Consider the following 13,119-nt stretch of genomic DNA (forward strand, 5'->3'; position numbering starts at 1 on the left):
CCCGCCATGTCCGCCACCACCACGCTGCCCGAGCTCGAACGCACCGCGCCTGTGCGCCACCGCCCTGCGCTCAGCTACGAGCTGTTCCCCGCGCGGACCGACCACTCCTTCGAGCGGCTGCGGGAGACCATCACCCAGCTCGAGGCCACCGCCCCCGACCACGTCTCGGTCACCAGCCGTGCCGGCCACGGCAACCTCGCCCGGGTCCTCGAGCTCACCGAGCACGTGCTGGCCGAGACCAGCCTGCGCCCCCTGGTGCACCTGACCTCGATCGGCTCCACCCGCGTCCAGCTCACCACGATCATCCATGCACTGCTGGACCGGGGCGTGCGGGGCCTGCTGGCCCTGCGCGGGGACCAGCCGGCCGGGCACCGCCTCGACGATGACGAGATCCCCTTCGCACGCCCGCTGATCGAGCTGATCCGCCAGATCGAGCGGCAGCGCACCGCCGGGCTCGCCGGCGGGCGCGTCAGCATCGGTGTCGCCGCCTACCCGCACCGCCATCCCGAATCGCCCACCACCAGTCATGACATCGAAGTGCTGGTGGCCAAGGAGCGGGCCGGTGCGGACTTCGCCATCACGCAGGTGTTCTTCGACCCCGAGGACTACTGCCGACTGCTCGGACGCACCCGGAGCGCCGGAATCCGGATGCCGCTGGTGCCCGGCTTCGTGCCCGCCACGAACCCCGACCGCCTGGCGCGCCTGGCCGCGCTCAGCGGTGTCGCGCCACCCCGGGAGCTCCTGCACGAGCTCGAACTCGCCGCGGATGCCTCGGAGCGGCGCCGGATCGGGGTGCGCTTCACCGTCGACCTCGCCACCCGCGTGCTCGACGCCGGCGCCCCCGGGCTGCACCTGTTCACCTTCAACCAGCACACCGATGCCCTCGACGTGCTCGACCATCTCGACCTGGACCGCTGGTCCACCACCTCCCAAGGAGACGCTCGATGACCCTCGACACCACCCCGCTGCCCGCCGCCACGCCCCTCGGCTACCCCCGGATCGGCCCCGACCGTGAGCTGAAGAAGGTCGAGGAGGCCTACTGGGCCGGTCGCATCGATCATGCCGAGTTCACCCGCCGCGCCCGCGAGCTGCGCCGCGCCACCCGTGCCCGCCTCACCGAGCTCGGGCTGGATGCCGCGGCCGCCGCCCCGGAATCCTTCTCCCTCTACGACCAGGTGCTCGATGCCGCACTCGCCGTCGGCATCGTCCCGGACCGCTTCGCCTCCGTGGTGGAGGCCGGCGGCACCCTCGACGACGACGCTCTGTTCGCCCTCGCCCGCGGCACGGCGGAGCAGCCGCCGCTGGAGATGACCAAGTGGTTCGACACGAACTACCACTACCTGGTGCCCGAGATCGGCCCCGACACCGACCTCCGCCTCGCCTCCACGCGGGCGGTGGACCTGTTCACCGAATCCCTCGAGGACGGCGCGGGCACCCGCCCCGTCCTCGTCGGCCCCCTCACCCTGCTGCTGCTGGCCAAGGCGCAGGAAGGCGCCCCCGCCGACTTCGACCCGCTGGACCGCCTCGACCAGGTGGTGGCCGTCTATGCGCAGCTCCTCGAGGCACTGCACGCCGCCGGCGCTACCTGGGTGCAGCTGGACGAGCCCGCCCTCGCCGCTGATCAGCGGGTCGACGAGGCCGTGCTCGCCGAGCTGCTGCAGCGCTCGATCGGCCGCCTCGCCGCCGGTCCGGACCGCTCTCAGCTGCTGCTCACCACCCCCTACGGCGGCATCGGCGATCTGCTCCCGGCGCTGCTCGCCACCGGCGTCGAGGCCGTGCATGTGGATCTCACCCGCGGCGACCTGCCCACCATCGCGCAGCTGGCCGGCGTCGACACCGTGCAGCTGGTCGCGGGGCTCGTCGAGGGCCGCTCCGTGTGGCGCACCGAGCTGCCCACCGCCGCGGCGCGCCTCGCCGAGCTGCGCCGCCGCGTCACCGAGGCCGGGGGAGCGGCCGAGGAGGTCGTGGTCTCCACCTCCGTCTCCCTCCAGCACGTCCCGCACACCCTGGAGCGCGAGACGTCGCTGCCCGCCGAGCTCACCGCCACCCTCGCCTTCGCCGACGAGAAGATCACCGAGCTCGTCACCCTCGCCGACGGCGAGGTCGAGGCCGGCTCCGCGGACGGTCCGCGCTCCGTACCGCGCCTCTTCGAGGGCGTGCGCGTCGGGGCAGTGCGCGAGCGCGCCGCCGCGGTCACCGCCGCCCACGCCGAGCGCGAGGACTACGCCGTGCGCGCCGCCGCTCAACAGACCGCGCTCGGCCTGCCCGGGCTGCCCACCACCACCATCGGCTCGTTCCCACAGGTCGGTGAGGTGCGCGCCGCCCGGGCCGCCCACCGCAAGGGCGCCCTGGACGACGCCGGGTATGTGCAGGCGATGCAGGACGAGATCGCCCGCGTGATCACCCTGCAGGAGGAGCTCGGCCTGGACGTCCTGGTCCACGGCGAGCCCGAGCGCAATGACATGGTCCAGTACTTCGCCGAGCACCTCGAGGGCTTCGCGACCACCGAGCACGGCTGGGTGCAGTCCTACGGCTCCCGCTGCACGCGCCCTTCGATCCTGTTCGGTGACGTGCACCGCCCCGCACCGATCACGGTGGACTGGGCGACCTACGCCCAGTCGCTGACCTCGCGGCCGGTCAAGGGCATGCTCACCGGGCCCGTCACCATCCTGGCCTGGTCGTTCGTGCGCGATGACCAGCCGCTCGGGGACACCGCCGCCCAGGTGGGACTGGCTCTGCGCGATGAGGTCACCGACCTCGAGGCTGCTGGGATCGGCATCGTGCAGGTCGACGAGCCCGCGCTGCGCGAGCTGCTGCCGCTGCGCGAGGCCGAGCGCGAGGCCTACCTCGACTGGTCGGTGCGCTCCTTCCGCCTGGCCACCTCCGGTGCCGCCGCGGTCACGCAGATCCACACCCACCTCTGCTACAGCGAGTTCTCCGTGGTGGTGGGGGCGATCGAAGCCCTGGATGCGGATGTCACCTCGATCGAGTCGGCCCGCTCCCGCGGCGAGCTCCTCGAGGCTCTCGCGCCCGACGCCTTCCCCCGCGGCATCGGCCCCGGCGTGTGGGACATCCACTCTCCGCGCGTGCCCGGCGCCGAGGAGATCACCGAGCAGCTGCGCCGCGCCCGCGCCGTCATCGGCCCCGAGCGGCTGTGGGTGAACCCGGACTGCGGTCTGAAGACCCGCGGCTACGTCGAGACCGAGGCCAGCCTGCGCCACCTCGTCCAGGCCGCTCGCGAGGTGCGCGCCGACGCGGAGGTGAGCGCCGGGGTGTGAGCGCGCCGTCGGCGGGGCAGGGCGCTGTGCCACGCTGGCCTCATGACCCTCCCCGCAGACAGCCACGTGCACAGCGAGTTCTCCTGGGACACCGGCGGTCCCGACAGCCCCGCCCGCGGCACCATGGAGGCCACCTGTGCCCGGGCCGTGCGCATCGGGCTGCCGGCGCTGTTCTTCACCGAGCACCTCGATCTCGAGGACGCCTGGTTCACCGACCCCGAGGACTTCGGCGACCACGAGCGGCACCTCGTGGGGGCCGACGGCGTGGTCGCCGTGCCCCGTTTCGACGTCGAAGGATATTTCGAGAGCATCGAACGCTGCCGCGCCGCGTTCCCGTCCCTGCGGATCGGCACCGGGCTCGAGGTGGGCCAGCCTCATCTCCACCTCGCGGCCGCCGGCGTGGACCTGGACCTCAGCCGCTTCGACCGGATCCTCGGCTCGCTGCACACCCTCGAGTTCGAGGGCCGACGGGCCGAACCGAACACCCTGTTCCGCCGGCTCCCCGCCGAGGAGGTGCTGCGCCGGTACCTCGCCGAGGTCCCCGACCTGGTGGCCGGCGACGAGCCCTTCGAGGTCGTCACCCACCTGGACTATGCGCTGCGCTACTGGCCCGTGGAGGAGGTGGGGCCGTTCGATCCACGCAGCGTCGAGCAGGAGCTGCGCGGTGCGATGGCCGTGATCGCCCACAGCGGCCGCGCGCTGGAGATGAACACCCGACGGCTGTGGCCGTGGATGCCGCAGTGGTGGGCCGAGGAGGGCGGCCGCTCGATCAGCCTGGGCAGCGACGCCCACACCCCCGGAGCGCTCGCCCACGGCTTCCCCGAGGCGGCGGCGATGGTCGAGGCGTTCGGTTTCCGCGCCGGCCGTGACCCGAGCGAGCTGTGGCGGCGCTGAGGTCCTCCTCGCCGCCCCTGGGGCGTGCCCGGGTCCCTCGGGGCCCGTATCCTCGGCGGGGCGGGTTCCTACCCGGAGCCCGCCGCCCCGCGACGGCACGATGCTCACCCCGGCATCGCGCGCCGGCAGCGGGAGCACAGCGCTCCGAGCAGGAGCCGGACGAGGAGGTCTGATGCGCGCACTGCGCAAGGTCGCGCCCGGAGCCGGGCTGGAATGGACGGACGTCGAGGAGCCGGGCTGTGGCCCCTGGGACGTGAAGGTGCGGGTGCTGCGTGCCGGGATCTGCGGCACCGACCTGCATATCCTCGGCTGGGACGCCTCCGCCGAGGCCATGTGCGATGCGGTGCCCTTCACCCCGGGCCACGAGTTCTACGGCGAGGTCGTCGAAGCCGGAGAAGAGGTCACCGACGTGCGCATCGGCGACCGCATCTCCGGCGAGGGCCACGTGGTGTGCGGGGTGTGCCGCAACTGCCGCGCCGGCCGCCGCCAGATGTGTATCCGCACCCGCTCCATCGGCGTGCAGCGCGACGGCGCCTTCGCCGAGTACGTGACCCTCCCGCACCAGAACGTATGGGTGCACGAGCACGACGGCGGCGAGGAGCTGATCAGCCCCGAGCTCGGCGCCGTCTTCGACCCGCTCGGCAACGCCGTGCACACCGCCCTGAAGTTCCCGGTGGTCGGGGAGGACGTGCTGATCACCGGCGCCGGCCCGATCGGGCAGATGGCCGCCGCCGTCGCCCGCCACGCCGGTGCCCGCTACATCACCATCACCGACATCTCCCCGCAGCGGCTTGCGATGGCCGAGGGCTGCGGCGCGGATGTGGTCCTGGACGTGGCCAGCATGAAGGTGCGCGACGCCCAGCGGCGCCTGGAGATGCGCGAGGGCTTCGACGTGGGCCTGGAGATCTCCGGACAGGCCCGGGCGCTGCAGGAGATGATCGAGAACATGAACCACGGCGGCCGGATCGCGCTGCTGGGTCTGCCCTCCAAGCAGTTCGAGATCGATTGGACCATGGTCGTCACCCGGATGATCACCCTGCAGGGCATCTACGGCCGGGAGATGTTCGAGACCTGGAACGCGATGTCCGCGATGCTCAGCACCTCCGAGACGCTCCGCGCCGCGATCACCCGCACCATCACCGACGTGCTCCCCGCGAGCGAATGGGAGCGAGGCTTCGAGATCGCGAAGGCCGGCACCGCCGGCAAGGTCGTGCTCGACTGGAGCACCCTGGACGCCTGACCCCGCGCGCCCGGCGCTCGTCGGGCGCCCTGCTCCTGCTCCCCGCCGTGCCGCTCACCGTCACCCCGACAGAAGGACACCCCCCGATGTACACCGCCCTCAAGGACCAGCTGACCGCCGAGCTCGCCGAGATCGAGCAGGCCGGAACCTTCAAGCACGAGCGCGTCATCTCCACCCCGCAGGGCAACCGGGTCACCGCCGGCCCCGTCGGCCGCGACGGTGCCGAGGTGCTGAACTTCTGCGCCAACAACTACCTGGGCCTGGCCGATGACCCCCGCCTGCTGGAGGCCGCGAAGCGGGCCCTGGACGAGCGCGGCTTCGGGATGGCCTCGGTGCGGTTCATCTGCGGCACCCAGGACCTCCACCTGCAGCTCGAGCGCGCCGTCTCCGACTTCCTGGGCACCGAGGACACGATCCTGTTCTCCTCCTGCTTCGATGCCAACGGCGCCGTCTTCGAGCCGCTGTTCGGTGCGGAGGACGCGATCATCTCCGACGCGCTGAACCACGCCTCCCTGATCGACGGCATCCGCCTGTCCAAGGCAGCCCGCTTCCGCTACCGCAACGCGGACCTCGATGACCTGCGCACCCAGCTCGAGGCGGTCGCGGCCCTGCGTGACGGGAAGGGCGCCCGCCGCACCGTCATCGTCACCGACGGCGTCTTCTCCATGGACGGCTACCTCGCCCCGCTGCCGGGCATCTGCGATCTCGCTGAGGAGTTCGGCGCGCTGGTGATGGTCGACGACTCCCACGCCACGGGCTTCATGGGCGCCACCGGCGCCGGCACTCCCGAGCACTTCGGGGTCTCGGACCGGATCGACATCTATACCGGCACCTTCGGCAAGGCGCTCGGCGGTGCCAGCGGTGGCTACGTCTCCGGCCGCGGAGAGATCGTGGCGATGCTGCGCCAGAAGGGCCGCCCCTACCTCTTCTCGAACTCGCTGGCCCCGTCGATCGTGGCCGCCACCCTCACCGCGCTCGAGCTGGTCGAGGGCAGCGGCGAGCTGCGCGAGACCCTGTTCCGCAACGCTGAGCTGTTCCGCCGAAGGATGAGCGAGGAGGGCTTCGAGCTGCTGCCCGGCGAGCACGCGATCGTGCCGGTGATGTTCGGGGACGCGGCGCTCGCGGCGAAGATCGCCGACGCGATGCTCGAGAACGGGGTGTACGTCACCGCCTTCTCCTACCCGGTGGTCCCGCAGGGCAAGGCCCGGATCCGGGTGCAGCTCTCCGCCGCGCACACCGAGGCGGACGTCGAGACCGCGGTCCAGGCCTTCATCGCCTCCCGCGCTGCGGTGCAGGGCGGCTGAGCGCCCCTCGCGCTCCGCGCCTCGCAGTGCGGCCTCACGCACCTCGACCGCTCTGCGTTCTCGGCGGCCGCGGGGAGATCTTGTCAGGTTCCGTTCCAGAACAGGGCGTGATCCGGAACAGAAACTGACAATCCCGCTGTCGCTGCCGCTGCCGCTGCCGCTGCCGCTGCCGCCGCCGTCGCTGCCGGGTGCGCGCCGGGCCAGGAGTGCGCCCTCCCGTGGCGTCAGCCGCCCAGCCGCATCCACGCATCGGTGCGCACCCGTAGGCCCAGGCTGATCGCCCGCAGCACCATGAACAGGAAGTTGCAGGCCAGCCAGAGCATCGCCAGGCCCAACGGTCCCTCGGGAGACCACCACGCCACGGCGATGGCGCCGGGGATGATGGCGACGGCGATCAGGGCGCCGACCTTCGCGAGGTAGGGGGCATCGCCAGCGCCCATCAGCACGCCGTCCAGCACGAACACGTACCCGGCCACGGGCTGGGCGAGCACCAGCACCCACAGGGCGGCGCGCAGGTTCTCCTGCACTGCGACGTCGGGCGTGAACCATCCGGGGACCACGTAGCTGGCCGCCAGCAGCAGCACCGACACCGCCGCGCCGCCACCCACGCCCCAGCTCATCAGCCGCCGGGTCACCGCATGCACGGTGGCCGGGTCCGAGGCGCCCAGGTAGCGGCCGGTCAGGGCCTGGCCCGCGATCGCCAGCGAATCCAGCGCGAGGGACAGCGCCGTGAACACGGTGGTCGCGAGCTGATGGGCGGCGAGCTGCACCTCGCCCAGGCGGGTGGCGACCACGGTCGCGGCGATCACCACCACGCGCAGCCCGAGCGTGCGCACGAACATCGGCACCGCATCCCGACCCACGGCCACCAGGTTCCCCAGGTGCGGCGTCAGCGGGATCTCCTCCCGACGGGCACGGTGGACGATCACCCCCAGCAGCACGGCCACCATCCCCCATTGGCACACGACGGTGCCGAGCGCGGACCCGGCGATCCCCAGGTCCAGGCCGAAGATCAGCACCGCGTTCAGCGGGATGTTCACCAGCGCCCCGCCCACGGCCACCACCAGCGGCAGCTTCGCGTCCTGCAGGCCGCGCACCAGCCCGGTCGCCGCCTGGACGGCCAGCATCGCCGGCAGCCCGAACGCGCTGAGGCGCAGATAGATCAGCGCCTCGGCGAGGACGTCGGGGGAGGGGCCGAAGGCGGCCAGCAGCGGCCGGCCGGCCCCCACCAGCAGCACGGTCGCCAGCGCGCCGACCACCAGCGCGAGCCAGCAGGCGTCGATCCCGCGCGAGATCGCCTCCCGGGTGCGGCCGGCGCCGAAGGAGCGGGCCACCGCCGCCGTCGTGGAGTAGGCCAGGAAGATCGCCAGTCCCACGATCGTGGTGAGCACCGTCGAGGCCAGCCCCAGGCCGGCCAGCGAGGTGGTCGCGACCCGGGCGATGAAGGCCGAGTCGGTGAGGAGGAACAGCGGCTCCGCCACCAGCGCACCGAGGCTGGGGATCGCCAGGCGCAGGATGTCGCGGTCGACGGTCTTCCGGGCGCGCTCCTGACGGGGGGACTCATCGGGGGAGGGGGAGGCGGACACCCCCCTATTGTGCGGCCCGGTCACCGACGATCGTCGGATCCGAGTTCGCAGACAGTCGTGAGAGAGTTCCCGCGGAGGACTCGGCGCCCGCCCTCGGGCCGCGGCGACGGGCCGCACCGCCCGATCACGCGCCGCCCCCGTCGCGCACGACCCCTGAGGAGCAGGATGACTCGCCTGTCCACGCTGAGCCTGAACAACCGGTCGTTCATCGCGCTGGTGTGCATCGCCGTGTCGATCATCGGCGTGTTCGTGATGTCCACGATGCGACAGGAGCTCATCCCCTCGGTCTCGCTGCCGCAGATCCAGGTGATGACCACCGCTCCCGGCTCCTCCTCCGAACAGGTGAAGGACCGCCTCACAGCACCGATCGAGCAGTCCCTCAGCGGGCTGGAGAACGTCGAGGGGACCTCCTCGACCTCGCAGGCGGGCCTGTCGATGGTCACCGTCGAGCTCACTTACGGCACCGACATCGCCCGCTCCGCCAACCAGGTCGACGCCGCCCTGACCCGCATCGAGGGACAGCTGCCGGAGTCCGCGGACCCGCAGGTCATCTCCGGCGGCACCAGCGACCTGCCGGCCGTGGTGCTGTCCGTCTCCTCGGACCTGGACCCCTCCGACCTCGCGTCCCGGCTCGAGACCTCGGTCACCCCCGAGCTCGAACGCGTCACCGGGGTCTCCTCGGTCGCGGTGATCGGCGCTCCCGAGGAGATCGTGCGGATCACCCCGGATGAGGACGCCCTGGTCGAGAACGGGCTCACCGAGGACGACATCACCACCGCCCTGGACGCCAGCGGCCTCTCGCTGCCCGGCGGCTCCGTGGTGGACGGCGAACGCACCCTGGACGTGGTGCTCGGCCAGGGCATCGACAGCATCGAGAGCCTCGAGCAGATCGTGCTGATCCCGGACGACGGCGGGCAGCCGGCGCAGCAGCCTGCCGAGCCGGTCACCCTCGCCGAGGTCGCGACGGTCGAGCGCACCACCGAGGAGCCCACCTCGATCTCCCGCACCAACGGCCGGGAGTCGCTGGTGCTGATGGTCACCGCGACCGTCGACGGCAACGTCGTGGACGTCTCCGAGGGCGTCGAGGGCGTGCTCGCGGACACGCTCCCGGGCATCGGCGGCGACGCGAAGGCCGATGTCGTCTTCGACCAGGCGCCCTTCATCGAGGAGTCGATCCTCGCGCTCGCCGAGGAGGGTCTGCTGGGCCTGCTCTTCGCCGTCGGCGTGATCCTGCTGTTCCTGCGCCGGGTGCGGCCGACGGTGGTCACCGCGATCTCGATCCCGACCTCGCTGCTGATCGCCTTCATCGGCATGTACGTCACCGGGTACACGCTGAACATGCTGACCCTGGCGGCGCTGACCATCTCCATCGGCCGCGTGGTCGACGACTCGATCGTGGTCATCGAGAACATCACCCGCCACCTCGCCTACGGCAAGACCAAACGCCGGGCGATCCTCGACGCGGTGGGGGAGGTCGCCGGCGCCATCACCGCCTCGACCCTCGCTACCGTGGTGGTGTTCCTGCCGATCGCCGTGGTCGCGGGGATGGCCGGGGAGCTGTTCCGGCCCTTCGCACTCACCGTCGGCATCGCGATGCTCTCCTCGCTGCTGGTGGCGCTGACGATCGTGCCGGTGCTGGCCTACTGGTTCCTGAAGCTGCCCGCGGGCCATGAGGACGTCGACCCGGACGACGCCGCCCAGGTCACCGCTATCCGTGAGCAGGCCGAGGCGAAGGAGGAGCGCAGCTGGCTGCACCGGATCTACGCGCCGGCGCTCTACCTGGTGGTGGACACCCTGCCGCGACGAGTGGCGACCCTCGCCGTCTCGGTCGCGATCCTGGTGGGCACCGTGTTCCTGATCCCGCTGCTGAACATCAGCTTCCTCGGCGACACCGGGCAGAACATCGCCTCCCTCACCCAGACCCTCCCAGCCGGCACCAGCCTCGAGCAGTCCTCGGACAAGGCCACCGACAGTGAGGAGGCGCTGTTGGAGATCGACGGCGTCCAGACCGTGCAGACCACCATCGGCGGTGGCCAGTTCGGCTTCGGCGGCGGCAGCTCGAACGAGGTCAGCTTCTCGATCACCACCGCCCCCGATGCCGACCAGGAAGCCCTGCTGGAGGAGATGGTCCAGGCCCTCGAGGGTCTGCCGGGCTCCGGCACCGTCGAGGCCGCGGACGTCGCCTCGCCCACGGGCTCCAGTTCCGTGGACATCCTCCTCACCGGCCCCACGTCCGCGGACCGGCAGGCCGCGAGCGAGGCGCTCCTCGCCGAGCTCGACCCGCTGCCGGACGGCGTGGCCGAGGTGAGCAGCGATCTGCAGGCCGATCAGCCCACCGCGGTGGTGACCGTGGACCGGATGGCCGCCGCGCAGCGCGGACTCACCGAGGAGGCTGTGATCGGCATGGTCGCCCAGCAGATGTATCCCGGCGCGATCGGGTCCATCACCCTGGACGACAAGGAGCTGGACATCTACGTCGCCCGTGGCGAGAGCGTCGACACCTTCACCCAGCTGCAGGACCTGATGCTGAGGGGGACGATCCCGCTGCAGGACGTCGCCTCGGTCGAGGAGGAGCTCTCGCGCCCCTCGATCTCCACCCAGGACTCCCTGGAGACGGTCACGGTCTCCCTCACCCCGGCAGGGGAGGACGTCGGGGCGGCGACCGACGCCGCGAACGAGGCGATCGAGAGCGCGGAGCTGCCCGAGGGCGTCGAGGCGACCCTGGGCGGCACCGCCGCGGACATCGAGGAGACCTTCGGCCAGCTGGGCATCGCCATGCTCGCCGCCATCCTGCTGGTGTACGTGCTGCTGGTGTGGATCTTCAAGTCGCTGATCCAGCCGCTGATCCTGCTGGTCTCGATCCCCTTCGCCGCCACCGGTGCACTGGGGCTGCTGGTGATCACCGGGGTCCCGCTGGGGCTGCCCTCGATGATCGGCCTGCTGATGCTGGTGGGCATCGTGGTCACCAACGCGATCGTGCTGATCGACCTGGTCAATCAGTACCGACGCCACGGGATGACGCTCGAGGACGCCCTGCATCTGGGCGCGGCCAAGCGACTGCGCCCGATCCTGATGACCGCTGCCGCGACCATCTTCGCGCTGGTCCCGATGGCACTGGGCATCACCGGCAACGGCGGCTTCATCGCGCAGCCGCTGGCCGTGGTGGTCATCGGTGGCCTGATCTCCTCGACCCTGCTGACGCTGGTGATCGTGCCGGTGCTCTACCGGATCGCCGAGGGCCCGGGGGAGCGGAAGCGGGTGAAGGAGGAGGCACGGCTCGCGCAGCTGCGGGAGACCCGCGAACGGCGCGCGGCCGGCGCCGCAGACGGGGGCGACACGTCCTCCGGCACCGCGGTCACCGCTCGGCGCGCCGACCGGGAGCGAGGATCGCGAGGAGCCCTCCGGGAGCGGGGCGGCATCATCGGTATCGTGAAGCGGCGCCTGCGCCGAGACTGACCCGGATGCCGGACCGCTCAGCAGGGACCTTGCGGGCTGGTCGGCCCCACCGGCAGGGCGTGGCGGAACAGCGGCGCGTCCTCAGCCGCCCTCGGCCGCGGAGCCGCAGAGCCGTGCGATGGTCTCCCGGTATACCGAAGGTGCGTGGCGCCGAAGGGCGGTCTCCCGGCTGGTCGGGAGGCGCTCGACGATCTCCGACCAGCGGTCCACGAGCTTGATGAGGGCATCGACGATCCCCTCGACATCGTCAGGTGCCACCAGGCGGACGGTGCGATACCGTTCGAGCGCCTCACGGGTCCCTTCGGTGTCCCCGATGACCACCGGACGCAGCGCGAGGATCCCGTCTATCGCGGAGACGGGGAACGGTCCGTCCAGGCGGGTGGGCAGCACGACGACGTCGGCCCGGGCCAGGAACGCCTCGGCGCTGCAGCCGGGCCGTTCGATCTCGATCGTCACGTCCTGGAGGTCTGTGCGTTCCTGGAGCTGCTCCTCGAACCAGGCGTCCTCGGGAGCGACGGTCACGAACAGGGTGACCGACGTGCTCCGGCCCTGCTCGTGCAGTCGAGCCGCGGCCTCGAGGACGAGATCCGGTCCGTTCGCCGGTGTCAGCGCACCGAGGAACAGGATCCTCAGAGGTCCCTCGAGAGGTTCCCGAGGCGGGAGGGGCCTCATCGGGGACTCGATGGCGTCGAGGACGATCTCGGTGCGCGTGTCCAGCGAGGGGAGGATCTGCTGGAGCGTCTTCGCGGTGGAGGGGCTGTCGATGAGCACGCGGTGTGCGGCCAGGAGGGGGAGGAGCCGCAGTCGGCCGATCGGCTGCTCACCTCGATCTGGCCGGCGGAGATGGACGAGTGTGCGGTCGCGCCGGAGCCGGGCGAGGATCACCCAGAGTGGGATGTCGTCCGCGGAGGCGTACACCGTCAGGGGACGCACGCGCGCCAGCGCCCGCCAGGTGCTGAGCAGAGCCGCCGGAATGCTGCGCAGGTGGACGTACCGGCCGGGGGAGCCGGCGTGACGCCTGCGCAGGACCAGTGTCGGCACGATCAGCACCTCGGCGCCGGCACGGTGCAGCGGGGTGACGAGGGGGCCGTCCCTCGCCACGGCGACCACGACGCGGTACCGCGCGCGACGCAATCCGGTGACGGTCTCGAGCAGGCGCCGTCCCGGCAGGTCGAACTCGGCGTCCGAGTGGGCGACCATCACAGTGCGAACGGGCGTGCTCATCCGACCCGAATCTCCGTCCTGCCGGGTAGGCGAGCTCCCGCGCACAGTGGTCCAAAATGTCCGTATTGTCCCAATGTAGCCCCGGAAGTGGCTCCGGGTCCATAGCGGCGAGACGGGAACCTGCCCGGCCCCGTCGC

8 protein-coding genes are annotated in these 13,119 nt (G+C 71.7%); 6 read left to right on the plus strand and 2 right to left on the minus strand.

The features are described 5' to 3' along the window. Positions 1-6 precede the first annotated feature (6 nt). From ACHUEU_RS10780 to ACHUEU_RS10800, 5 genes are all read left to right on the plus strand, one after another. Positions 7-948, plus strand: a complete 942-nt coding sequence (locus tag ACHUEU_RS10780; RefSeq protein WP_394216124.1) for a methylenetetrahydrofolate reductase — start codon at positions 7-9, stop codon at positions 946-948. Then, the gene (metE, locus tag ACHUEU_RS10785; RefSeq protein ID WP_394216125.1) at positions 945-3,278 is read left to right on the plus strand and encodes a 5-methyltetrahydropteroyltriglutamate--homocysteine S-methyltransferase; all 2,334 of its coding nucleotides are present in this window, start codon (positions 945-947) and stop codon (positions 3,276-3,278) included. The genes ACHUEU_RS10780 and metE overlap by 4 nt, the downstream gene beginning before the upstream one ends. Positions 3,279-3,320: 42 nt before the next feature. Then, entirely contained in the window at positions 3,321-4,172 is an 852-nt protein-coding gene (locus ACHUEU_RS10790) for a PHP domain-containing protein (RefSeq protein WP_394216126.1), read from the plus strand. A 172-nt stretch (positions 4,173-4,344) separates the two neighbouring features. Continuing rightward, positions 4,345-5,412: an L-threonine 3-dehydrogenase gene (tdh, locus tag ACHUEU_RS10795; protein WP_394216127.1), complete on the plus strand. Its 1,068-nt coding sequence runs from the start codon at positions 4,345-4,347 to the stop codon at positions 5,410-5,412. 86 nt (positions 5,413-5,498) lie between these two features. Beyond that, complete coding sequence (locus ACHUEU_RS10800) at positions 5,499-6,716, plus strand: glycine C-acetyltransferase (protein WP_394216128.1); 1,218 nt, start codon at positions 5,499-5,501, stop codon at positions 6,714-6,716. Positions 6,717-6,940: 224 nt separating this feature from the next. Here ACHUEU_RS10800 and ACHUEU_RS10805 read toward each other — a convergent pair whose 3' ends face one another. Next, entirely contained in the window at positions 6,941-8,302 is a 1,362-nt protein-coding gene (locus ACHUEU_RS10805; protein WP_394216129.1) for an MATE family efflux transporter, read from the minus strand. A gap of 165 nt (positions 8,303-8,467) precedes the next feature. Between ACHUEU_RS10805 and ACHUEU_RS10810 the strand changes: the two genes are divergently transcribed. Next, a complete protein-coding gene (locus ACHUEU_RS10810; RefSeq protein ID WP_394216130.1) occupies positions 8,468-11,758 on the plus strand; it encodes an efflux RND transporter permease subunit in 3,291 nt (1,096 codons plus the stop codon). 81 nt (positions 11,759-11,839) lie between these two features. Here the strand turns inward: ACHUEU_RS10810 and ACHUEU_RS10815 are convergent, their stop codons facing one another. After that, complete coding sequence (locus ACHUEU_RS10815) at positions 11,840-12,982, minus strand: glycosyltransferase family 4 protein (RefSeq protein ID WP_394216131.1); 1,143 nt, start codon at positions 12,980-12,982, stop codon at positions 11,840-11,842. Between the last annotated feature and the right edge of the window lie 137 nt (positions 12,983-13,119).

Origin of the sequence: Brachybacterium vulturis (genome assembly GCF_043641765.1) — a bacterium.
Taxonomy (GTDB): domain Bacteria; phylum Actinomycetota; class Actinomycetes; order Actinomycetales; family Dermabacteraceae; genus Brachybacterium; species Brachybacterium vulturis_A.